Annotated in this window: 30 protein-coding genes; 15 read left to right on the forward strand and 15 right to left on the reverse strand. The window is 67.5% G+C overall.

Annotation, left to right across the window (positions count from 1 at the left end):
* Window positions 1-253: 253 nt before the first annotated feature.
* On the forward strand, window positions 254-1108 hold the full coding sequence (locus ROA7023_RS17660) for a GGDEF domain-containing protein (RefSeq protein ID WP_085880358.1): 855 nt from the start codon (window positions 254-256) through the stop codon (window positions 1106-1108).
* 89 nt (window positions 1109-1197) lie between these two features.
* On the opposite strand, the gene ROA7023_RS17665 is transcribed toward ROA7023_RS17660, so the two are convergent.
* The gene (locus ROA7023_RS17665) at window positions 1198-1644 is read right to left on the reverse strand and encodes an NUDIX domain-containing protein (protein ID WP_085880359.1); all 447 of its coding nucleotides are present in this window, start codon (window positions 1642-1644) and stop codon (window positions 1198-1200) included.
* Between the two features lie 98 nt (window positions 1645-1742).
* On the opposite strand from ROA7023_RS17665, the gene ROA7023_RS17670 reads away from it, so the two are divergent.
* The gene (locus ROA7023_RS17670) at window positions 1743-2522 is read left to right on the forward strand and encodes an esterase/lipase family protein (RefSeq protein WP_234992294.1); all 780 of its coding nucleotides are present in this window, start codon (window positions 1743-1745) and stop codon (window positions 2520-2522) included.
* On the opposite strand, the gene ROA7023_RS17675 is transcribed toward ROA7023_RS17670, so the two are convergent.
* The 3 genes from ROA7023_RS17675 to ROA7023_RS17685 all read right to left on the reverse strand — a co-directional run bounded on the left by ROA7023_RS17675 (window position 2519) and on the right by ROA7023_RS17685 (window position 4370).
* On the reverse strand, window positions 2519-3589 hold the full coding sequence (locus tag ROA7023_RS17675) for a 5-(carboxyamino)imidazole ribonucleotide synthase (RefSeq protein ID WP_085880360.1): 1071 nt from the start codon (window positions 3587-3589) through the stop codon (window positions 2519-2521). The genes ROA7023_RS17670 and ROA7023_RS17675 overlap by 4 nt on opposite strands.
* Entirely contained in the window at window positions 3582-4082 is a 501-nt protein-coding gene (purE, locus tag ROA7023_RS17680; protein WP_085880361.1) for a 5-(carboxyamino)imidazole ribonucleotide mutase, read from the reverse strand. The genes ROA7023_RS17675 and purE overlap by 8 nt, the downstream gene beginning before the upstream one ends.
* A 66-nt stretch (window positions 4083-4148) precedes the next feature.
* Complete coding sequence (locus ROA7023_RS17685; RefSeq protein ID WP_085880362.1) at window positions 4149-4370, reverse strand: YdcH family protein; 222 nt, start codon at window positions 4368-4370, stop codon at window positions 4149-4151.
* A 156-nt stretch (window positions 4371-4526) separates the two neighbouring features.
* On the opposite strand from ROA7023_RS17685, the gene ROA7023_RS17690 reads away from it, so the two are divergent.
* The 7 genes from ROA7023_RS17690 (at window position 4527) to ROA7023_RS17720 (ending at window position 10349) form a co-directional block, all read left to right on the forward strand.
* Window positions 4527-4940, forward strand: coding sequence for an Hsp20 family protein (locus tag ROA7023_RS17690; protein WP_085880363.1), 414 nt, complete (start codon window positions 4527-4529; stop codon window positions 4938-4940).
* A gap of 3 nt (window positions 4941-4943) precedes the next feature.
* A complete protein-coding gene (locus ROA7023_RS17695) occupies window positions 4944-5168 on the forward strand; it encodes a DUF1150 family protein (protein WP_085880364.1) in 225 nt (74 codons plus the stop codon).
* A 76-nt stretch (window positions 5169-5244) separates the two neighbouring features.
* Window positions 5245-6288 (forward strand): succinylglutamate desuccinylase/aspartoacylase family protein, encoded by a 1044-nt coding sequence (locus ROA7023_RS17700; RefSeq protein ID WP_370739244.1) that lies wholly within the window; start codon window positions 5245-5247, stop codon window positions 6286-6288.
* Between the two features lie 95 nt (window positions 6289-6383).
* Window positions 6384-7763 (forward strand): DUF1800 domain-containing protein, encoded by a 1380-nt coding sequence (locus ROA7023_RS17705; RefSeq protein WP_085880365.1) that lies wholly within the window; start codon window positions 6384-6386, stop codon window positions 7761-7763.
* Window positions 7764-7765: 2 nt separating this feature from the next.
* A complete protein-coding gene (locus ROA7023_RS17710) occupies window positions 7766-8935 on the forward strand; it encodes a DUF1501 domain-containing protein (RefSeq protein WP_085880366.1) in 1170 nt (389 codons plus the stop codon).
* 17 nt (window positions 8936-8952) lie between these two features.
* The gene (locus ROA7023_RS17715; RefSeq protein ID WP_268808012.1) at window positions 8953-9750 is read left to right on the forward strand and encodes an NAD-dependent epimerase/dehydratase family protein; all 798 of its coding nucleotides are present in this window, start codon (window positions 8953-8955) and stop codon (window positions 9748-9750) included.
* The gene (locus ROA7023_RS17720; protein ID WP_085880367.1) at window positions 9747-10349 is read left to right on the forward strand and encodes a sugar transferase; all 603 of its coding nucleotides are present in this window, start codon (window positions 9747-9749) and stop codon (window positions 10347-10349) included. The genes ROA7023_RS17715 and ROA7023_RS17720 overlap by 4 nt, the downstream gene beginning before the upstream one ends.
* 20 nt (window positions 10350-10369) lie before the next feature.
* Here the strand turns inward: ROA7023_RS17720 and ROA7023_RS24540 are convergent, their stop codons facing one another.
* Together ROA7023_RS24540 and ROA7023_RS17725 are read right to left on the reverse strand one after the other, a co-directional pair.
* Window positions 10370-10546, reverse strand: coding sequence for a hypothetical protein (locus tag ROA7023_RS24540; protein WP_159458576.1), 177 nt, complete (start codon window positions 10544-10546; stop codon window positions 10370-10372).
* A gap of 116 nt (window positions 10547-10662) precedes the next feature.
* Window positions 10663-11379: a response regulator gene (locus tag ROA7023_RS17725; protein WP_085880368.1), complete on the reverse strand. Its 717-nt coding sequence runs from the start codon at window positions 11377-11379 to the stop codon at window positions 10663-10665.
* A gap of 157 nt (window positions 11380-11536) precedes the next feature.
* Here ROA7023_RS17725 and mce point away from each other — a divergent pair, with 157 nt between their 5' ends.
* Both mce and ROA7023_RS17735 read left to right on the forward strand, forming a co-directional pair.
* Window positions 11537-11941, forward strand: a complete 405-nt coding sequence (mce, locus tag ROA7023_RS17730; RefSeq protein WP_085880369.1) for a methylmalonyl-CoA epimerase — start codon at window positions 11537-11539, stop codon at window positions 11939-11941.
* On the forward strand, window positions 11941-12228 hold the full coding sequence (locus tag ROA7023_RS17735; protein WP_085880370.1) for a DUF1467 family protein: 288 nt from the start codon (window positions 11941-11943) through the stop codon (window positions 12226-12228). Before mce ends, ROA7023_RS17735 begins: the two co-directional genes overlap by 1 nt.
* Here ROA7023_RS17735 and ROA7023_RS17740 read toward each other — a convergent pair.
* Genes ROA7023_RS17740 through ROA7023_RS17755 form a run of 4 tightly spaced genes read right to left on the reverse strand, consistent with a single transcriptional unit; the run spans window position 12215 to window position 15302 of the window.
* Window positions 12215-12871: a DUF2306 domain-containing protein gene (locus ROA7023_RS17740; protein WP_085880371.1), complete on the reverse strand. Its 657-nt coding sequence runs from the start codon at window positions 12869-12871 to the stop codon at window positions 12215-12217. The two genes, ROA7023_RS17735 and ROA7023_RS17740, sit on opposite strands and share 14 nt — an antisense overlap.
* The gene (locus ROA7023_RS17745; protein ID WP_085880372.1) at window positions 12868-13557 is read right to left on the reverse strand and encodes an EI24 domain-containing protein; all 690 of its coding nucleotides are present in this window, start codon (window positions 13555-13557) and stop codon (window positions 12868-12870) included. Before ROA7023_RS17745 ends, ROA7023_RS17740 begins: the two co-directional genes overlap by 4 nt.
* A complete protein-coding gene (locus ROA7023_RS17750) occupies window positions 13554-14132 on the reverse strand; it encodes a nitroreductase family protein (RefSeq protein ID WP_085880373.1) in 579 nt (192 codons plus the stop codon). Before ROA7023_RS17750 ends, ROA7023_RS17745 begins: the two co-directional genes overlap by 4 nt.
* 60 nt (window positions 14133-14192) lie before the next feature.
* Window positions 14193-15302, reverse strand: coding sequence for a histone deacetylase-like amidohydrolase (locus tag ROA7023_RS17755; RefSeq protein WP_085880404.1), 1110 nt, complete (start codon window positions 15300-15302; stop codon window positions 14193-14195).
* A gap of 91 nt (window positions 15303-15393) precedes the next feature.
* On the opposite strand from ROA7023_RS17755, the gene ROA7023_RS17760 reads away from it, so the two are divergent.
* Window positions 15394-15648, forward strand: coding sequence for a DUF167 domain-containing protein (locus ROA7023_RS17760; RefSeq protein WP_085880374.1), 255 nt, complete (start codon window positions 15394-15396; stop codon window positions 15646-15648).
* An 11-nt stretch (window positions 15649-15659) separates the two neighbouring features.
* On the opposite strand, the gene ROA7023_RS17765 is transcribed toward ROA7023_RS17760, so the two are convergent.
* The gene (locus ROA7023_RS17765; RefSeq protein ID WP_085880405.1) at window positions 15660-15899 is read right to left on the reverse strand and encodes a DUF8831 family protein; all 240 of its coding nucleotides are present in this window, start codon (window positions 15897-15899) and stop codon (window positions 15660-15662) included.
* 147 nt (window positions 15900-16046) lie between these two features.
* Between ROA7023_RS17765 and ROA7023_RS17770 the strand changes: the two genes are divergently transcribed.
* Window positions 16047-16772: a M48 family metallopeptidase gene (locus tag ROA7023_RS17770; RefSeq protein ID WP_085880375.1), complete on the forward strand. Its 726-nt coding sequence runs from the start codon at window positions 16047-16049 to the stop codon at window positions 16770-16772.
* Between the two features lie 8 nt (window positions 16773-16780).
* Here ROA7023_RS17770 and trhA read toward each other — a convergent pair whose 3' ends face one another.
* A complete protein-coding gene (gene trhA / locus ROA7023_RS17775; RefSeq protein ID WP_085880406.1) occupies window positions 16781-17434 on the reverse strand; it encodes a PAQR family membrane homeostasis protein TrhA in 654 nt (217 codons plus the stop codon).
* Between the two features lie 132 nt (window positions 17435-17566).
* Here trhA and ROA7023_RS17780 point away from each other — a divergent pair, with 132 nt between their 5' ends.
* A complete protein-coding gene (locus ROA7023_RS17780) occupies window positions 17567-17845 on the forward strand; it encodes a DUF6455 family protein (protein ID WP_085880376.1) in 279 nt (92 codons plus the stop codon).
* On the opposite strand, the gene ROA7023_RS17785 is transcribed toward ROA7023_RS17780, so the two are convergent.
* Entirely contained in the window at window positions 17842-18210 is a 369-nt protein-coding gene (locus tag ROA7023_RS17785) for a thiol-disulfide oxidoreductase DCC family protein (protein WP_085880377.1), read from the reverse strand. The two genes, ROA7023_RS17780 and ROA7023_RS17785, sit on opposite strands and share 4 nt — an antisense overlap.
* Window positions 18211-18371: 161 nt before the next feature.
* Between ROA7023_RS17785 and ROA7023_RS17790 the strand changes: the two genes are divergently transcribed.
* Window positions 18372-18905, forward strand: a complete 534-nt coding sequence (locus ROA7023_RS17790) for a tetratricopeptide repeat protein (protein WP_085880378.1) — start codon at window positions 18372-18374, stop codon at window positions 18903-18905.
* 87 nt (window positions 18906-18992) lie between these two features.
* On the opposite strand, the gene rimO is transcribed toward ROA7023_RS17790, so the two are convergent.
* Window positions 18993-20366: a 30S ribosomal protein S12 methylthiotransferase RimO gene (rimO, locus tag ROA7023_RS17795; protein ID WP_085880379.1), complete on the reverse strand. Its 1374-nt coding sequence runs from the start codon at window positions 20364-20366 to the stop codon at window positions 18993-18995.
* A 312-nt stretch (window positions 20367-20678) separates the two neighbouring features.
* Window positions 20679-21275 (reverse strand): TetR/AcrR family transcriptional regulator, encoded by a 597-nt coding sequence (locus tag ROA7023_RS17800; protein ID WP_159458577.1) that lies wholly within the window; start codon window positions 21273-21275, stop codon window positions 20679-20681.
* Window positions 21276-21313: the final 38 nt, after the last annotated feature.

Below are 21313 nucleotides of genomic sequence, written 5' to 3' on the forward strand. Positions count from 1 at the left end.
GCACGCGCCTCGTGCCACACTCTCGGTGAGCATATTGGTTGAACGACCAGAAACGAAAGAAGCTCGCGACCATGCGGTCGCAAGCTTCAACATTCAGCGCAAGGGGCTGGTCCCTTGGGGCGCCCTTTCGACGTTCGGGGCCGGGTTTTCCGGGCGGTCCTGCGCACCTTTTCGTGGCTGTTCTTGGACGTCAACCGGACGTTAAGGCCTGGGGGCGTAGTGTCCAGCCAGATCAATTGCTCTGGCCTTGCCGATGACCCTCTACCGCTTCTTGTCGCGCTTTCTTCCCGCGAGTTATCTCGCCAAGCTTTTTCTCGTCGTGTTCGTCGGTTTCGCCGTCCCTCTTGCGGGGCTGGTGCTCTATTCCGTGGGCAGCGGCGCCAATGTGGATCGAAGCCTTCTCGGCGTGCTTTTCGCCGCCAGCTGCGCGGGAATGGTCCTGGTGCTGCTGGGGCTTCGCGCCATGCTGGAGCCGATGCTAATGGTCACCGGCGTGCTCGACCGCTGGGGTCGCACCGGGCAGGTCCAGATCCTGCCGGAAGATTACAAGGACGAGGTCGGGCTGCTGATGGTCCGGACCAACCGGTTGATGGCCCGGGCGCAGCGCACCCTCGACCAATCCCGCCGCGAATCCGACACCGATCCCCTCACTGGCGCCCTGAACCGGCGCGGCGCGGAGCGGTTGCTGCGCGACGCGCCAGCGGGTTGGATCCTGCTGATGGACCTCGACCAGTTCCGCTTCGTAAACGACCGCAACGGCATGGCCGAGGGGGACCGTATCCTACGGGAGGTCGTTCAGGTCTGCGCCAACATCCTGCGGCAGGACGACCTTTTCGCTCGCTTTGCGGGAGAGGAATTCCTCGTCTTTCTGCCCGGTGCGCCGCGCCATGTGGCCGGGCGCGTGGCCGAGCGGCTCCGCAGCGAGATCACGCAGTCCGTCACTGTTCGCGGGTTGATGCTGACGGCCTCCATCGGTCTCGCCGCACACCCTGGCGGCGATTCCATCGATGCCGCGCTCGAGATCGCCGAGGCGGAGCTGGGCCGGGCCAAGGATCTGGGCTGTGACCGAATCTGCGGCGCGGAGGACGGTGGCCAGAGGGCGGCCTGATGGCAGAGCCCCGCCCCCGGGGTTGAATTGAGCAAGCGCTTTGGATCAGGGGGCAGATTATTCGCGAATAATCTTTGGCGCTCCGGGATCTAGCGCAGGATCGGCTCGAGAGGGTCGTATGCGGTCGGTGCGTCCGGGGACCAGGCCACCTCGGCAAGCATGTCCGGCTTGACCCGAAGTGCCGACATCTCGGACCGGGTGACCCACCGCCGATGTGTCACGATTCCTTCCGTATCGGTCCAGGCCCCGTCCGGATCCCCGGCAAGAAGTGCGCACCGGAAATAGATGTCGACCTGATGAAAATCGCGTTCCGGATCGTGAAACTCGTTGACGAGACAGGGTCGCCCGACCGCAATCTCCAGGCCGGTTTCCTCGTGGACTTCGCGCACAAGGTTCTCGGGCAGCGGGCTGTGCGGCTCGGCCCCGCCCCCCGGGGCGCACCAGATATCTTGCCGCCCGCGATAGGCATTGACCAGCAGCAGGCGGTCTGACCGAAGCAGCACGGCCCGGACGGCAAGGCGGATCTGACGTGACATGGGCAGATGCTCCGCTGTCTGAAACCGCGACGCAAGGGAACTTTTGCGCCTGCCCCGGCGTCATCCTATATAGGCCGCGTGATGGGAGAGTGACGATAATGATCAGGCTACTTTACGCCGTTCTTGTTGCCGCGGTCCTCATGGCCGCCGCGGTTGGCGTGCTTGCCCTGCGGCTTGTCGCGGGGCCGGTCCCCGGCGGCGTATCCGCCGACCGGAACGACTGCATCGTGATGCTCCACGGGCTCGCCCGGACCGACGCGTCGCTGATGCTGATGCAGGCCGCACTTGAGAACGCGGGCTATCTGGTCGTCAACGAGGGCTATCCGTCGACCGCCGCACCGATCGAGGACCTCGTCACCACCCTGCCGGCCCAAGTGGAAAAATGCGGCGACCGTCGTGTCAACTTTGTCACCCATTCGATGGGCGGTATCCTCGCCCGGGCCTGGCTGTCCGAGACGCGGCCCGAGCAGATGGGCCGGGTCGTGCAGCTTGCCCCGCCCAATGCCGGATCGGAACTCGTGGATACGCTCACGCCCTACGCGGCCTTCACCTGGCTGAACGGACCGGCCGCCCGGCAATTGGGGACCGCCCCTGAAAACCTGCCCGCCTCCCTGCCGCCGCCGGACTATGACATCGGGGTCATCGCCGGCAGGGTCAGCCTGAACCCAATCTATTCCAGCATGATCAGCGGCCCCGACGACGGCAAGGTCGCAGTCAGCTCGACGCGGGTTTCGGGCATGACCGACCACATCACCCTGCCGGTCACCCACACGTTCCTGATGAACAACCCGCTTGTGGTCGCAGAGGTCCTGCACTTCCTCGAGACCGGGCAGTTCGACCGGCAGATGACCTATGCCCGGGCCGCGCTGCCGCTCTAGGCGGGTCCGGTGATCCGGTTCACATGACCCATCTTGCGCCCCGCGCGGGCCTCGGCCTTGCCGTAGAGATGCAGCGCCGCGCCCTCGGCCGCCAGCGCCGGAACCCGGCATACATCGAAACCTATGAGGTTTTCCATCTCGACATTGGAATGGCGTTGTCCGTCGCCGAGGGGCCAGCCGGCGACGGCACGGACATGTTGCTCGAACTGGCAGATGGTGCAGCCAGTCTGGGTCCAATGGCCGGAATTATGCACCCGCGGCGCGAACTCGTTCACCACCAGACCCGCCGGCGTCACGAACAGCTCGACCCCGATCACGCCGACATAATCCAGCGAATTGAGTATCTTCGCGGTCAACAACACGGCATCCGTTACAACCGTCGCCGGGACCGATGCCGGCACGGTCGTGCGCTGCAGAATTCCATCCTGATGGACGTTTCTGCCTGGATCGAAACAGGCCACGGCGCCATCGAGGCCACGGGCGCCGATCACCGAGATCTCGGCGGAGAACTCGACGTACCCCTCCAGGATCGCCTCGGCCCCGGCCATCGAAGCCCACGCTTCCGCCCCGTCCGTCGGCGTGGTCAGCCGGGCCTGGCCCTTGCCGTCATAGCCCAGGCGCCGGGTCTTGAGGATCGCAGGCACGCCGATCTGTGCGACCGCGGCCGTCATCTCGGAGTCATTCGAGATCGGCGCAAACGGCGCCGTCGCAAGGCCCAGAGAGGCAAGAAAGGTCTTTTCCGTCAGGCGATCCTGCGACGTGGCAAGCGCCTTGCGGTTGGGCCGGATCGGCCGCACCGCCTCGATCGCGTCAAGCGCCGCGGCGGGCACGTTCTCGAACTCGTAAGTCACGACGTCCACCGCTTTCGCGAACGCCGCGAGCGCCTCTGCGTCGTTCCAGGCGGCGGTGGTGCAGGCGGCGGCCACCTGGGCCGCGGGCGGCGACGGGGCAGGGTCGTAGATATGACAGACCAGCCCGAGCCGGGCCGCGGCAAGCGCCAGCATGCGGCCCAATTGGCCGCCGCCGAGGATGCCGATCACCGATCCGGGGGGCAGCGGCTCAGTCATCGACGGGCGCCTCGGGAATCGAGGCCGAAAGCGCGGCCCGCCAGGCATCTATCCGCGCACCGAGCCCAGGGTCGCCCAGGGCGACGATCTGGGCGGCCATCAGCCCGCCGTTGAGGGCACCGGCCCCGCCGATCGCCATCGTGGCAACCGGAAAACCGCGCGGCATCTGGACGATGGAATAGAGGCTGTCGACCCCGCCCAGCGCCCGGGTCTGCACCGGAACCCCGATCACCGGCACCCGGGTCTTGGACGCGAGCATGCCGGGCAGATGCGCGGCCCCCCCGGCCCCGGCGACGATCACCTGCAGGCCGCGCCCGGCCGCCGTGCGTCCGTAATCCCACAGCCGGTCGGGGGTGCGGTGCGCCGAGACGATTCGGGCCTCATACGGCACGCCAAGCTCGTCGAGAACGGCGGCGGCTTCCTTCATGGTCGGCCAGTCGGACTGACTTCCCATGACGATACCGACCTTCGGATCAGTTTGCGCGTCGGCCATCCTTGTGGCTCTCCCCCGGAAAACGGAAGCGGCACTATAGGCGCGACATCCTCCCGCGCAAGCGGCTCAGGCGATGATATCCGGTGTAATCCGATCCTCGAGCGCGGCGATGCGATCCTTGAGGTGGAGCTTTTGCTTTTTCAGACGGCGGATCGTCAGCACATCGGACGAGGGCCCCTTCTCCTGAAGGGCATGGATCGCGTCATCGAGATCGCGATGCTGCTGGCGCAGCACCCCAAGTTCGATGACCAAGACCTCAAGTTGTTCCATCCGGGCGGATGTATTCATGGCTGGGCTCCCTCAAGGCCTTGAAGATAGCCTAGCGAGGGCGTTCGGCCTAGCCCCCTCGGACTTGCGGGACACTCTGACCGACCCCATATTTGCATCAAGGTCGCCATAACGGGGCCGAATGATCGACAGTCGCTTGATGAAGGACATGTCCGAATGACGAAACTCACGCTTGGGGCACATCCGTTCCTGCTTGGCTTCGAACAGCTGGAACGGCTGGTCGAGCGGACCGCCAAGAGCGGGAATGAGGGGTATCCCCCCTACAACATCGAACAGACGTCCGAGACGTCCTATCGCATCACGCTGGCCGTTGCCGGGTTCTCCATCTCGGACCTGGCGATCACGGTCGAGGACAACCAGCTGGTGATACGTGGGCGACAGCAGGACGACGACGAAGGCCGGCTGTTTCTGCACCGGGGTATTGCCGCGCGACAATTTCAGCGCAGCTTTGTTCTGGCAGATGGCGTCGATGTCGGCGAGGCGATCATGGAAAACGGGCTGCTGCACGTCGATCTGAACCGGCAGGTGCCGGAAAGCGTCGTCCAGACGATCCAGATACGGAGGAAGTGAGCGATGAATACCAAACTGAATTTCGACCAGCAGGACGGGAATCTCGTCTACGTGAAACCCGTGGCCGTCGCGGACCTGCCGCAGGAGGTCCAGGAAAAGGCCGAGGGCCTGACCCAGATCTTCGCGGTGCACAACGCCGAAGGAGAACAGCTTGCCCTGGTTGCGGACAAGAACCTCGCTTTCGAGCTTGCGCGGCAACACGACATGTCGCCGATGACCGTGCACTGAACCCAGATGGGTCCCCGGGGTTGCGCCCGGGGGTCGTCCATGTCGTTCTTGCCGACACGTCGGCAAGGAAACACCAGTGACCAAACGTCCCCCTTTCGAGATCGGAAGCGCGAAGGTCCCCGCGGGGACGCGCATGGTCGTGGACCTGCCTGTCTCTGTCCTGTCCGATCACACGCCCGTCAACCTGTCGGTGGAGGTGATCCACGGGGCCCGGCCCGGCCCGGCGGTCTTCGTCAGCGCGGCCGTCCACGGCGACGAGGTGATCGGGGTCGAAATCGCGCGGCGGCTTTTGCGCTCGCCGCAGCTCAAGGGCCTCAGGGGCACGCTTCTGGTGGTGCCGATCGTCAATGCCTTCGGCTTCCTGAACCGCTCTCGCTACCTTCCCGACCGGCGCGACCTGAACCGGGCCTTCCCGGGAAATGCGGGCGGGTCGCTCGCCTCGCGGCTGGCGCACCTGTTCCTGACCGAGATCGTCCTGCGGTGCGACCTTGGGATAGACCTGCATTCCGCCGCCGTTCACCGCACCAACTTGCCGCAGATCCGCATCACGCCGGGCGATCCGGTCCTGCAAGAGCTGGGCCGCGCCTTCGGGGCGCCGGTGATCCTGACCTCGCCGGTCCGGGCGGGGTCGTTGCGGGCCGAGGCCAAGGAGCGTGGCGTCGAAATGCTGCTGTTCGAAGCCGGAGAGGGGCTGCGGTTCGACGAGATCGCCGTGCGCACCGGTGTCGCGGGCATCCTGCGGGTGCTGCGGCACCGCAGGATGCTGCCGGCCAAGGGCATCTCCCAGCCCAAATCCCTGCCGGTGGTGGCCTCCGACACCTCGTGGCTGCGGGCCCCGCGCGGTGGGCTCTTGCGGACATTTCGCGGCGATGGCGAGGCGGTGGAGAAAGGCGCGGTGATGGCCGCCGTCAGCGACCCGTTCGGCGAGACCGACACCGAGGTCACCGCGCCCTTCTCGGGGCTGATCATCGGCCGCGCGGTGCTGCCCGTAGTCAACGAGGGCGACGCGATCTTTCACCTGGCGCGGGTCTCGCGGCCAGACGCGGTGGGGGCGGCGATGGTGGAAAACCTCGATCATCACTCGAACGATCCGCTGTTCGACGAGGACGAGATCATCTGACCGGGACACGTTTTCGCCACCTGCCTAAACGGCCCGTGCGCGGCGCTGCGGGACAGGGTATGATGGCGCGAACGTTCTGAACGGGACCGAACGACGTGACCTTTGATCCGATTCTCGCGGAAATCCGGTTCGGCACCGGGCTGTCTCCGCGTTTCCCCCTGCCCGGACAGGTCGATGACCTGCTGATCCGCCTGTCGTCGCCGGACGCCGCCGGGTCAGAGATGCCGATTCCGCCCTATTCCGATGTGACGCCGTCGTCCAGCGAGCTGCGCAAGGCGACCGCCGATGTCCGCAACGCCGAAACCGAGGCCGCGCGCGAAGAGGCGGTGGCCCTGCGCAAGATCCTGCAGGACCAGGCCCGCCGGATCCGCCATGACGGGCTGACCGCGACCCTGATGCGGGCCGTCCGCTCGCCCGACGGGATGCGGGAGCGGCTGACCGCCTTCTGGGCCGATCATTTCACCGTGCGGGCCCGCGGCGGCGTGACCCGGCACCTGGTCGGGCCGTTCGTCGAAGAGGCCATTCGCCCCAATCTCACCGGGCGGTTCAGCGATCTTCTGGTGGCGGTGACGACCCACCCGATGATGGGATATTACCTCGACCAGCACCGCTCGATCGGGCCGAACAGCCGGATGGGGCTGAACAACGGCCTCGGGCTGAACGAGAATCTCGCGCGTGAATTGCTGGAATTGCATACGGTGGGGGTCAAAGGCCCCTATTCCCAAGCCGATGTGCGCCAGCTTGCCGAGTTGCTGACCGGTCTCTACTGGCGGCCCGACCGAGGCCTGGTGTTTCGCACCCGCGCGGCCGAACCGGGGCCGGAACAGGTGCTGGGGCGCAGCTATGGCGGCGAGGAGGAATCGCTCGACGCCATCGTCGACGTACTGCACGACTTGGCACTGCACCCGGCGACGGCGCGGCACCTTGCCACCAAGCTTGTCGTGCATTTCGTCTCGGACACGCCGGACCCCGATCTGGTGGATGCCGTCGCCGCCGTCTACCTGCAATCGGGCGGGCGGCTGCTCGCGACCTACGAGGCGCTGTTGCAGCATCCGGCCGCCTGGGCGCCGGAGCGGCGCAAGGTCAAGAAACCGCTGGACTTCATGCAATCGGCGATGCGGGCGCTGGATGTCGATCCGGCTTCCGTCCGGGACCTGGGCGGGCGGCAGATGCGCGCCTGGTTCTATGAACACCTGCGCCGCATGGGGCAGGAATGGGAACGGCCGCTCAGCCCCGAAGGCTGGCCGGAAGAGCCCGAGGCCTGGGTCACCCCGCAGGCCCTGGCCGGCCGCATCGACTGGTCCATGCAGGTGCCGCAGCACCTGGTGGAGCCCTTGCCCGATCCGCGCGACTTTCTCGTGGCGGCCTTCGGGCCGGAGCCGCCCGAAGAGGTCGCCTTCGCCGCCCGCGCCGCCGAGGGCCGCCGCGAGGGGATCGGCCTCGTCCTCGCCTCCGCCGCGTTTCAAAGGAGATGACCATGGATCGCAGAATGTTTCTGTCGCGCGGGCTGGCGCTGGGCTGTTCCATCGCGGCAAGCCCGCTGATCACGCCCATGGCCTTCGCCAGCGCCCCCTGGGACAATCGGCTGGTCGTCATCCTGCTGCGCGGGGCGATGGACGGGCTCGACGTGATCCGGCCCGTGGGCGACCCGGCCTTCGCCGACCTGCGGCCCGGGCTGACCGCCGAGGCCCCGCATCACGCGCTCGACGGGTTCTTCGCGATGCACGACGGGCTCTCGGCCCTGTTGCCGCTCTGGCAGGCGGGAGAGATGTCTTTCGTCCACGCCGTCTCCACGCCCTACCGCGACCGGAGGAGCCATTTCGACGGTCAGGACCTGCTGGAGGCCGGGATAGCCGGGCTGGACGAGGGGCTGCGCGATGGCTGGCTCAACCGGATGCTGGCGACGGTGCCGGGGCTGGAGAGCGAGATCGCCTTTGCCGTGGGGCGCGAGCGCATGCTGATCCTGTCCGGGGACGCGCCGGTGTCGAGCTGGGCGCCCAACACCCGGCTGGAACTGAGCCCGGCGACCGAACGGCTGCTGGAATACGTGCAACACAGCGATCCGCTGTTCCGCGACGCCAGCGCCGACGCCATCGCCATCGCCGCCGAGGTCGCGGCGGGCGGCGAGATGATGGGCGAACGGGTCGGCCGGGGAAATTCCGTCACGATGGCGCAATTTGCCGCGTCGCGACTGGTCGGAGACACGCGCATCGCCTCGTTCTCGATCTCCGGTTGGGACACGCACAATCGCCAGCACCGGGGCCTGCCCGGTCGGCTGGGCGAATTGTCCGACACGATCCTGACCCTCAAGGCGAATCTCGGCGACGTCTGGGACAAGACCACGGTTGTCTGCATGACAGAATTCGGCCGCACCGCGCGCCAGAACGGCAGCGACGGCACCGACCACGGCACCGGGGGGGCGATGCTGCTGGCCGGGGGCGCCGTGCGCGGCGGTCGCGTGATCAGCGACTGGCCGGGTCTGGAGGAAGGCGACCTATACGACCGGCGCGACCTGATGCCGACGCGGGATGTCCGGGCCCATGCGGGCTGGCTCATGCGCGGGCTGTTCGGTCTGTCGACAGGCACGATCGAGGGCGCGGTCTTTCCCGGCATGGAAATGGGCACGGATCCGGGGCTGCTGCTCTGACCCGGGACTGGCTGTTTCTGGGCGCAACCGGGCGCATTGGCCGGATGCTGTTCCGGCAGTGGGCCGCGGCGCCGCCCGCGGGCGTGCGCCTGATCGCGCAATCGCGCCGCGAAGGGCCGGGGCTGCTTGCCTGGGACCCGTTGGATCCGGCGATTCCGGTCCGCGCGGATGTGATCTTCGGTTTCGCGGGGGTTGTGCCGCGCGACGGGGTCGATGCCGGGTTGAACGTGGACCTAGGTGTGGCGGCGGTTCGGATGGCCCAGGCGGCGGGCGCCCGGCGGGTGATTCTCGCGTCATCCTCGGCGGTTTACGGGCCCGGCGCCTCCATGGACGAAGATCACCCCTGCCGCCCGGTCAATGCCTACGGCGCGGCCAAGCTGGAGATGGAGCGCACCGTCGTCGGCGCGGATGTCGAGGTCTGCTGCCTGCGGATCGGCAACGTGGCCTGGGCTGACGCGCTGCTGGGCCGGATGGTGCCGGGCCAGCGCGTGACCCTGGACCGGTTCGCCGACGGGGCCGGCCCGGTGCGCAGCTACATCGGGCCGCGCACCCTCGCCGCGGTGCTGGAGACCCTGGCCCATGCGCCCGCGCCCCTGCCACCGGTGCTGAACCTGGCCGCGCCCGGGCCGGTCACGATGGAGGCGCTGCTGCGGGCCTCGGGCGCGGAATGGGGCTGGCAGCCGGCGCCCGGGGCGGCAGTCCAGAACGTGACGCTCGACTGTGGCCGTCTGGCCGCGCTTCACCGGTTTCGCGCCGATGCTTCGGCGGCCGGGGTCTTGATCGCCGAGGGCCAAGGGCTCAAGGACCCCGCATGACTTGGACCAAACGCGTGTTCGACATCTGTGCAGCCCTGTTCCTGGGCCTGTTCCTGGTGCCCGTGGTGGCGGTGCTTTTCGTCGCCATCCGGCTGAAGGACGGCGCGCCGGTGTTCTACGTGTCCGAGCGGATGCGGACGCCGGAGGAGGGCTTCGGCCTGGTCAAGTTCCGCTCGATGACGGTCGTCGAGGCCGATTCCGGGGTCTCGGGCGGCGACAAATCGGCGCGGATCACCCCGACGGGCCGCTTTCTGCGCCGCACGAGGCTGGACGAGGTGCCGCAGCTTTGGAACGTGCTGCGCGGCGATATCAGCTTTGTCGGACCGCGGCCGCCCCTGCGCCAGTATGTCGAGCAATTCCCCGAGCTTTATGCCGAAGTGCTCAAGGCGCGGCCCGGGATCACGGGTCTGGCGACCCTGGTCTATCATTCCCACGAAGAGGCCCTGCTGGCCCGGTGCAAGACCACCGAGAAAACCGATGCCGTCTATGCCCGGGCCTGTGTGCCGCGCAAGGCGACGCTCGACATGATCTACCGGGACAACCGGACCCTGTGCTGGGATGTCTTGCTCATGTGGCGAACGGTGTCGCCGCGGCGCTAGCTCGCCCCCGGCGTTGGGGATCAGACCCCTTCGGTCAGAACGATGTGCCCCTCGTCCGAGGCGAGGTCGCGATTGTCCGGCGCGACCGTGGCGAAGATGGCCGTGCCAAGCATCAGGACCCCGGCGGCCAGCACGAGCCAGTCGGTTGTGGCATTGCCGTTCTCGTCGTTGCAGAACGTTTCGATGATCCTGGCCATTCTCCGGGTCTCCATCCTCTTGGCGTGGGCATTGGCTGCGTCACGGATCAATCTGCCGGCGAATTGGGGCGCCAATTGGCCGGCAGAGGGGAGCTTTGTGGTCTTTGACGGGGCGCTCAGATGGGCACGGCCGCGTCGAGCCGGTCGTGCACGATCGACGTCAGATGGGCGAGTTCCGCGCGCCCCTGTCGCCCCTCCGCCCGCCGCGCGATCAAGGCACGCACGGCGTCGGACAGATCCTCGTCTCCCGCGCTTCTGGCGACGCCGCCGAGAAACTGCGCGACGTAGTCGACGGTCGTGCCCTCGGCGTCGTCCTGCAGCGTGGAGGCGACCGCGGCCAGGTCGTCGCGCAGGGCCAGGGGATCGGGGGCGACCCCCTCGGCGATCGCCGCGCGCGGGCCCCTGGGCTGCCGTTCGGGCGGAAGGCGCGACAGGATCGCCTGCTGAAACACAGCGATGGAGAGGATCGGCTTGGCGAGAAAGCCCATGGCGCCGGCCTCCATCGCGCTTTGTTCGGCGTCCGCGTCGCCGCTGGTGGCCAGCAGAACCTCGATCGGCGCAGACGGTGTCGAGAGCTCTTTCAGCAATTCCTCGCCCCGTCCGTCGGGCAGGCCAAGGTCCACGATGACGCAGGTCGGACGATAGACCCGAAGGTGCCGCCGCGCGTGTTCCAGAGAATCGGCCCGCCGGATCCGGGCCCCCGAGCGCAGGCACATCAGGCGCATGGCCTCGCAGGCGAACCGGCTGTCTTCGACCACAAGGACGGTCACCCCCAGAAGCGGGTGCGCGGCCGTCGGTGGTCTGCTCATCAGAAAGGTGTCGAGAGTGTCCATGATTCCATCCCCAGCAATAGCGATCATGGGAAAACAATCGCCGATGGTGGTGAATGCCCGGTTAACCGTCCGCGACCTCTCCGCGCGGTTTGGCCGAGTTGGATTGCCGATGCCCGTTCGCGGGCTCATAAGGTGCCCAGCCAGACGGAGGAGCCCCATGATCGGTCGCCTGAACCATGTCGCCATTGCCGTGCCCGACCTCGAGGCCGCTTCGGCGCAATACCGCGATGCCCTCGGCGCTACTGTCGGCGGCCCGCAGGACGAGCCCGACCACGGCGTCACCGTCGTGTTCATCGAATTGCCGAACACCAAGATAGAGCTGCTGTATCCGCTGGGCGAGGCGAGTCCGATCCAGGGGTTCCTCGACAAGAACCCCTCGGGCGGCATTCACCATGTCTGCTACGAGGTGGAGGACATTCTGGTGGCGCGCGATCACCTGATCGAAACCGGCGCGAGGGTGCTGGGCGGCGGAGAGCCGAAGATCGGCGCCCATGGCAAGCCGGTGCTGTTCCTGCACCCGAAGGATTTCAACGGCTGCCTCATCGAGCTGGAGCAAGTCTGATGGGACCGACATCCGCGCTCGTGCTGTTCGCCGTGATCTGGTTCATGGTGTTCTTCGTGGTCCTGCCCCTGCGCCTGACGACCCAGGGGGAGGCCGGGAACGTCGTGCCCGGCACCCACAAATCCGCCCCGGCCGACGCCCGGATCGGCCGCAAGGCGCGGGTGACGACCGTCTGGGCGCTGGGGATCTGGGTGATCGTGGCTGGCACGATCCTGTCGGGCGTGATCGAGGTGCGCGATTTCGACTGGTTCCACCGCATGTCCACGCCCGAGGTCACGGCGGAGTAGGGCGGCGCCAGACCCAAAGCTGGACCAGCGCGAGGTAGGGCAGGAAAAACGCAAAGACCTGGACGCGGTCGAACGGCCCGGTGAAATCCTCGGCCGTCCCGAGGCCGCCGGTCAGCACCTCCCAGAGGCCGTAGTGCACGCGGTAAAGCCATGACGCGATGCACAGCACGAACAGGCGCAGGGCCCAGATGCGGTGCCGGCGATAGTCCCGCGCCCGGGCAAACCGGATCGTCTGGAGCGCGGAGAGGCCCATGCAGAGGCCGTAGAGCGCGAACCCCGCGTTCATCACGGGCCCGCCGATCGTGCCCCGCAGGGCGATGAATATCAGCCCGGCGACAGCGGCCCCGAGTGCCAGCGCCACCGTCAGGCGCCCGGCCCAGCGGTGCCAGCCCGGCAGGCGGCGGCGCAGGGCCGGGATCACTTGCAGCGGGGCCAGAATGGTGATCAGCCCACCCGCGACCATGTGGACCGAGATCGCGTCGTTCGCCCCCGCGCGCCCGGGCAGGAAAAGGCGGCTTTCGCCCGACAGGTCATGGCGCAGCCCGGCCGTTCCGAAATCCAGCGCATAAAGCGCGAAGGGCAGCGCTGCGAGCGCCAGAAGGCCGGGGCCGAGTGCGCCGAGGACGGCTGCCCGCCAAGTCACGCCGGCCGCAGGCGGTGGTAGAGATGGGTAAAGGTCGCCGCCCCCAGGATCGGCACTAGCACGTTCACCAGCGGGATCGTGAGCGGCACTGCCATCAGGCAACCGGCGAACCAGATGGTCAGAATATGCTTCTGCCGCAGGGCCTTGGCGCCGGCGCGTCCCTCTCGCCGCATGGCGGCGATCTGGAAATACTCCCGCCCGAGCAGAAAGCCGTTGAGCGCGTAGAAGATGAACGGCGCGGCGAAGGGCAGCATGACATAAAGCACGATTGCGACCAGGTTCGCCCCCAGCAGCGTGCCCAGGAAATTGACCGTGTCGCGCAGCCCGTCGCTGAAGGACAGGCCGGGCGCGGGGGGCAGGCCGGGATAGTGGCGATCCTCGACGGCCTGGGCCACGTCCTCGAGAAACAGCGAGGTGATGGCCGAGGCCACGGGCACCATCAGCACGACGGAGAGCACGATCATCAGGAAGATGGACCCGATGCTCAGCAAGTCCCCGACCCAGGTGATCGCGCGGCCGTCCGGCAGGGTCAGCGCCCCGTCCGAGACGCTTTGTATGACCCACAATAGCAGCGCGTAGACCATCACCAGCAGTGCCAGTGTCAACGCGATGCCCAGCCAGAAGACCCGGCGAAACCGCGGGTCTGACAGCTGCCGCACCGCCTTCAGGAAGTCGGCGAAGATCATGCCTCGACCCAGGTGGTGATGCGTTCGAGGTCCGGGCGCGGCCGCTCGGGCGGGGCCGAGGTCTCGGTGCCGATATGGATGAAACCGGCGATCGACTCGCTGCGGCCGAGGCCCAGCGTCGTCTCCACGAAGATCCGGTCGTGCGAGGCCCAGCCCGAAAGCCAGTTGGCGCCCCAACCCGCGGCGAGGGCCGCGTTCAGCAGGGCGACACAGACCGCGCCGGCGGAATAGACCTGCTCGATCTGCGGGATCTTGTCGGAGGGCTTGAGCGCGGACACCACCGCCACGGCAAGGTGCGCCGCGGCGAATTGCGCCTCCATCTTGGCGATCTTCTCGGGCTCGATCTCCAGCTCGGCGCCGCGTCCGGGCACGGCCGCGGCCAGACGCTCCAGCGCGGGCCGGGTCAGCACGACGAAGCGCCAGGGTTCAAGCTTGCCATGGTCCGGACTGCGGGCCGCGGCGGTCAGCAGGTCCATGACGGTGGCGCGGTCCGGCACCGGCAGGCCCAGGGTCTTGGCCGGGCGCGACCGTCTGGTCAGCAGGAATTGCAGGGCGGCATCGTTGCGGGGCGGCATGGATCTCTCCTTCGGATAGGCCCTCTGGCAGCTATGCCGTTGCGTGCCGGAATTCCAGTGTCAGGGCAGGCCCGCGGCCTCCGCCATCTCGGCGATCAGGCCGCTGGCAAAGGCCTCGAACCGGGGGCCGGGCTGACGGGCGTGGAAGGTCGCGGCGAACGGGTCGGGGGCCCCGATCGCGCTGCCCGACATCTCCTCGAGCACGGCATGGCCGCAGAACGGCACGTAGACCTCGGAATACCCGCCCTCGTGGACGGCGACGAAGCGCCCGCCGCAAATGTCGTCGGCGAGCGCCACGGTGCGGCGCGCCATCTCGCGGAAGGTCTGGGCGGTGCACAGCATCCGGCCGAGCGGGTCGATCAGACCGGCGTCGTAGCCGCAGGCCACCACGATCAGGTCCGGCTCGAATCGCCTTATCGCAGGCAGTGCGATCCGGTCGAGCGCCTCAAGCCAGGTCGTGTGGCCGGCCCCGGACGGCAGCGGGATGTTGAGGTTGGCGCCTTCGCCCGCGCCTTCGCCCCGGTCCGCGCTGCTGCCCGTTGCGAGGGGGAAATTCCGTTCCTGGTGCATCGAGACGGTGAGGACCTCGGGTTCGGCGTAGAAGATCGCCTCGGTCCCGTTGCCGTGATGGACATCCCAGTCGAGGATGGCGACACGGCCTACGCGGCCTTCGGAGCGGGCCCGGACCACGGCGATGGCGATATTGTTCAACAGGCAGAACCCGCTGGGCAGCTCGGCACTGCAATGGTGGCCGGGGGGGCGGGACAGCGCGTACGAATTGCGCATCTGCCCGACCAGCACTGCATCCACCGCCGCGGCGGCAAGCCCCGCCGACAGCGCCGCGATCGGATAGCCGTCCGGGCCGAAGGGGGCGCGCAGGCCGATCTCGCCGCCGCCCTCGCGGCTCATCTGCTCGAACCGGTCGAGATAGGCGGTGTCGTGCACCAGTTCGAGGTCCTGGCGCGGCAATGCTACGGCCGTGGACATCTGCAGATCATCGGACAGTCCCGAGACATCGAGCAGGTTCTTGAGCCTCCGCTTGCCCTCGGGGTTCTCGGGCAGGCCACCGGCGGCGAGGGGCTGAACGAAGCCACCAACCGGCGTATTGCCGGCGTAGTTGCCGCCTGATTGCCAAAAACAATGCTCGGCCCAGAAGAAACCCGTGGTCATGTCGTCCTCGCTTTCCACCCTACTTTCACCGCCATGGCACCCGGGCTCAAGAGGCTGGCGTCATTCGATGGCCTGCGCTAGCCGTTTTTGCATGGAAAAATCCGCACTTGCCCATCTCGCGGTGCCCGGTGCCGAGATTGCGCTGCGAGCCACACCCCGCGCCTCGCGCGATCGAATCGTGGCCGAGGACGGCGCCCTGCGCGTCTACGTCACCGTCCCGCCCGAGGACGGCAAGGCAAATGTGGCCATCGCCCGGTTGCTCGCCCGGGCGCTGGGCGTTGCGAAATCGCGTCTGACATTGCTGCGCGGGGCCGGGTCGCGGGACAAGGTGTTCCGGCTGGACTGACCCTGGCCGGATCAGCCCTTGGCCGCCTGCAGGCGATAGGCGCCTTCGGGCAGGTCCAGCGCGGCGCCCATGTCGCGGACCTGTTCCAGCGACAGGGTGATCGTCACGTCGCGGTCGGTGCGCGAATCAAACTGGGTCAGGGTCACGCAATCCTCGAACGCGTGGACGATGACATCCTCGCGCAGCGGAGCGCTGCCGTCATCCACCAAGGTGACCGTCGTCGCGTCGAAATCGTGCTCGATCGTAAACATGGCAACGAGCATAGCCCCAACCGTCCGGGCGGAGAAGTGGGGCCGGCGCTTCGTTGCCATTTCCGTGACCGTGACGGGCTTCGGGCTGGCCGCGCGGAACCAGCGTGGTAGGAACGGGCAGCGCTCAATCGGGGGGGAGCCCTGTCCATGGCTGTCAGCCGCCTGTTTTCTGTCCTCGCCGCCGCGGCCGTCCTGTCGGGCTGTGCCGCGATGCCCGACACGTCGGCGGTCGAGAAAATCAGCCCGATTCGCGCGGTCAGCTCGGCGCTCGACACGCGCACCACGGCCCGCAACTTTATCTCGGTCGTGGAAGACGTGGAGCCTATCGCCGAGCGGGAATGCCGCGCCCGAGCGCCGTCACTCAACTGCGATTTCCGTATCGTCGTGGACGACCGGGCGGGGATGCCGCCGAACGCCTTCCAGACCCTCGACGACAGTGGGCGGCCAGTGGTGGCCTTCACCCTTTCTCTGATCGCCGACGCCCGGAACAAGGACGAGCTGGCATTCGTCCTGAGCCACGAGGCGGCGCATCATATCCAGGGACATCTCGACCGGCAGCGCCAGAACGCGGATGCCGGGGCGATCGTGTTCGGCCAGCTGGCCGGTGCGCTGGGCGCCCGGACCCCCGCGGAGCTACGCGCGGCGCAGGAGATCGGCGCGGCGGTCGGGGCGCGGTCCTACTCCAAGGCCTTCGAGCTGGAGGCCGACACCCTGGGCACGCTGATCGCGAAGGAGGCCGGGTTCGACCCTCTGGTGGGGGCGGAGTTCTTCTTTCGCATCCCCGAGCCCTCCGACGCCTTCCTGAGCACCCATCCACCGAACGAGGAACGCGTGGCGAACGTGCGCCGGACAGTGGCGCGGCTGGGCCGCTAGGCCCTGCATCAGCCCTGAACCGCGAGGCCCCAGGCGATGGCGCCGAAAAAGCAGGTCGAGGCCGCCAGCACGAAGGCATGCCATATCGCGTTCTGAAACCGCAGCCTTTCCCAATTGTGAAACACCGTTCCGGCGGTATAGAGCAGCCCGCCCACGAAGATCAGTGTGGTGCCGCCCACAGGCAGTTTCTGCGCGAGCGGCCAGATCAGCGCCAGGCTGAACCAGCCCAGAACCAGGTAGATCGCCGTCGTGAACCGGCTTGGCCCCCGCGCCAGGAACAGCCGCATGCCCGCGCCCAGCACGGCCACGGTCCAGACCACCCCTAGCACGATCCAGCCGAAGGCGGTGCCGATCAGCGCCACCAGGGGCGTGTAGGTTCCTGCGATCTTGAGGAAGATGGCCGCGTGGTCGATCCGCAGCAGGGTCGGTCGCGCCACCTCCCACGGGGCCATGTGATAGCACGCCGAGGCCACAAAGCTCACGATCAGGGCCGCGCCGTAGACCGAGACGGACGCCACCGTCACCCCGGATTGCTGCCCGGCGACGAGCACGATGAGCATCACCGCGCCGATGATGGCGAGCGATGTGCCCATGGCATGCATCACGCCGTCGGCGATACGCTCTGCCCGGCTGACCTGCGGAATGGCTGGTGTGTTGCTCATGACGTCCATAACTCCAGACTATGCGTCCTGATCCCTGATAAAAGTGTTACCGTGCGTCCGCCGAGTTGATCCGGCTCAAATCGCCGTGTGCCAGGGCGGGCTATGCTCTTCCTAACAGCGAAGGGAAACAGCATGCAAAACCTCGGAGATCCGATGCCGCACTATTGGCTGACTCTTGCCATGTCGAAGCGGCTGGGCGCCGATCTGGCCACCGCCTGGGACGATGGCACGCTCGATGCCGAGACATGGGCTTGCACCGTCACGGAGTGCCGCAAGTGCTCGCGCCCCGGCGCCTGCCGGAAATGGCTCGCCCGGCCCCAACACGATATGACGCCGCCGGCATATTGCCGGAACGCGGCGTTCCTTCTCGATCTCGCGACACGACAGCCGGGCGGGACGGTGGCGGCCTAGGCTCGCGCCTGCCGTCGGAGATGCCAGCGATAGATCAAGGGGGCGGCGGCGTAGTCATAGAGGACAGAGGCCACCTGGCGCACGCCGGGCAGGGCCACGATCCTGCCCAGCCAGCGCGTCCGCGGCATCTGGCGCCAAAGAACGATGAACCCGTCTATTCCCGACCGCACCTCTCCGTCGTGCAGCACATAGAGGCGGCGGGCGGCCTGGTCTTCCGTCAGACCCCAGTCCGACAGGCGCGGCCCGTTCAGATCGTCGAAGCGGATCGGCAGCCCCCGACGGCCGGAGTAAGCGGAATACCGGTCGATCTCGAACGAGCAGACCGGGCAATCGCCGTTATAGAGCACGCGTGTTTCTTCTGTCATAGACTAGACATGGGGCGAGGGGCCGCGCCGACCGCTGCGGCCCACTGTCGCGGCGGGCCTGCCCTTCGGGCGGGGGCGACCCACGAAACCGTGACTGCGTACCGGCGCGGACGTGCTACCTTTCTGACTACTGCCCGGTTCCGCACTGACAGGAGTTCCCCATGCGTGCCCATCTGATCGTCGCCCTGGCATTGTTCCCCGTATCGGCCTTGGCCGTCGGCAGCCAGGACGACACGCCGCCGGCCCCGTCCGAAACCACCACCACCTGCACCGAGGGTCTGGTCTTCGACCTCGCGACCGAGACCTGCCTGCCGCCCGAGCAGAGCACGAACCCCGAGCAGGCGATGCTGGACGATATCCGCGAGCTGGCCTATTTCGGCCGCTACGCCGACGCGCAATCGGTACTGCGCCTGATGCCGGACCAGTCGGACCCTTGGGTACTCACCTACATGGGCTTCACCACGCGCAAGATGGGGGACCTGGACGGCGGCATGTCCTATTACGCGGCTGCGCTCGAGGCCGATCCGGACTACTTCCTTGCCCGCTCCTACAAGGGGCAGGCCCATGCCGAGGCCGGCGACCTCGTGCTTGCATCGGCGGAACTGTCCGAAATCCGCCGGCGGGGCGGGCGCGGCACCTGGGCCGAAGTCAGCCTTCGCATGGCGATCGACACGGGCCAAGGCTTCACCTACTGATCCGCTGCGCCTCGGCCGTGGTTGCCACGGCCGATGCCGCTCCGCCTCGATGGTGCGCCTGGCTGGCGCCTGGGGGTGCGGCGGCGGTCAGACCAGCCGCCCCCAAAGGTCATACTCGCCGGCTTCGTCCACCTCGACGGTGACGATCTCGCCGACCTGCAGTCGATTCGTCCCTTCGTCGATGAACAGGTTGCCATCGATCTCGGGTGCGTCGGCCTTGGTGCGGCAGGTGGCGATCCCGTCCGCGTCTATGTCGTCCACGATCACCTGCTGAAGCGAGCCGACCTTGGCGGCGAGCTTCGCCTCCGAGATCGACTGGGCCTTCTCCATGAACCGGTCCCAGCGCTCCTGCTTGACCTCGGGGGCCACGTGACCGGGCAGGGCGTTTGACCGCGCACCTGACACGTCCTCGTACTGAAAGCAGCCCACCCGGTCGAGCTGCGCCTCGTCCATCCAGTCGAGCAGAAACTGGAACTCGGCCTCGGTCTCGCCGGGGTAGCCGACGATGAAAGTGGAGCGCAGGGTGATGTCCGGGCAGATCTCCCGCCAGGCAGCGATCTCGGCCAGCGTCTCGGTCTGGGCCGAGGGACGCGCCATGCGCTTGAGCGTTTCAGGGTGCGCGTGCTGGAACGGAATGTCGAGATAGGGCAGGACCAGCCCCTCGGCCATCAGCGGGACAAGGTTGCGGACACGCGGATAGGGGTAGACGTAGTGCAGCCTGACCCAAGCCCCCAGGGCGCCCAGATCGCGGGCAAGATCGTCGATATGGGCCCGGTGTCCGCGGTCTTCGGCAAAGCGGATGTCGGCTCCGTAGGCCGAGGTGTCCTGGCTGATGACCAGCAACTCCTTCACGCCGCTCTGGACCAGCTTCTCGGCCTCCCGGACCACGGCGTGGGCGGGCCGCGAGACCAGCCGGCCCCGCATGTCCGGGATGATGCAGAACTTGCACCGGTGATTGCAGCCCTCGGAAATCTTCAGATAGCTGTAGTGGCGCGGGGTCAGTGTGACCCCCGAGGCCGGCAGCAGATCGATGAACGGGTCCGGGCTTGGTGGCACCGCGGCGTGGACGGCGTCGAGGACCTGTTCGTATTGATGCGGGCCGGTGACAGCGAGCACCTTCGGATGCGCCCCGGTGATGTAGTCGGGCTCGGCGCCCAGGCAGCCGGTCACGATGACCCGGCCGTTCTCGGCCAGCGCCTCGCCGATAGCCTCGAGACTCTCGGCCTTGGCGCTGTCGAGAAAGCCGCAGGTGTTCACGATGACCGCATCCGCGCCGCCGTAATCGGGTGAAATGGCATAGCCTTCGGCCCGCAGCCGCGTCAGGATGCGCTCGCTGTCCACAAGCGCCTTGGGGCAGCCGAGAGAGACCATGCCGATAGTCGGCTGACCCGGGCGGGCCGGGGCGTCGAGCCGAAGTCGGGGCGCAAGATCGGGACGCAGGTCGGGCGGGTTCTGGGACATGGAGCGCTCTTACCCGTCTGCCGTGTCCGTTGAAAGCCATTGCGTCGCGATGACCGGCCACATCCCAACGAAATAGCGCGCCTTCGGCGCACGGGGTTTCCCCGGCCTCTCCTTCGGAGAGATCCGGGCCGCTGCCGCCCGCGGCCCCTGTCGCTCTGACATGGCCACGCGTGCGTCGATTGCCGGTGGCGCGGGCGTCGTCCTTCATTGCCTTCCATATCCCCGCCGGAGGCAGGCCGGCACTTGCAAGCGACCCGCGGCCGGGACGAGAGCGGACCTTTGCAAGGGTCCGGGGGGGGGGCAAAGGGCGGATCAGCGGTCGCGATAGCGGAATGTCGGCAGGACATCTGAGATCGTCGGAATGTTCGCACCCTCGGCACCGGGCCCGAACTGGCCCGAGGCCGAGAGCGTCGCGAAGCCATGGGCGAAGGACCAAAGCATCATCTCCGCGCGGTGCTGGGCGTCCGGCGCAGCGGCCTTGTCCCAGTCCAGCCCGGTCGCCACCTCGGTCAGCACGGCGTAGCTTCCCGCCGCGGCCTCCTGCAACTCGGCATCTTCGAAGTCGCAGTAATAATCCGAGAACATCAGCTTGAACAAAGCGGGATGGGCCGCAGAGAACCGGACGTAGCCCTCCATCGCCGCCTGCAACCGGTCGGGACCCGTGGAGGCGTCGGACAGCCCCTCGCGCATGAAGGCCGCGTGCCGGCGATAGCCCTCGGCGCCGATCGCCGTCAGCAGGCCGCGAAGGGAGCCGAAGTGGTTGCGCGGCGCCGTATGGCTGACGCCGGCCTTGGCCGCGATCGCCCGCAGGCCGAGCCCCTTGAGGCCGTCGCGCTCGAGAATCGCCAGGCCCGCCTCGATCAGCGCCGATTTCAGGTCGCCGTGGTGATAGGATTTTTCCTTGGACATCAGCTTCTTCTCGTTTTCATATTGCCAGTGTAAATATT

The sequence above is a fragment of the Roseisalinus antarcticus genome (assembly GCF_900172355.1).
Classification (GTDB): Bacteria; Pseudomonadota; Alphaproteobacteria; order Rhodobacterales; family Rhodobacteraceae; genus Oceanicola; species Oceanicola antarcticus_A.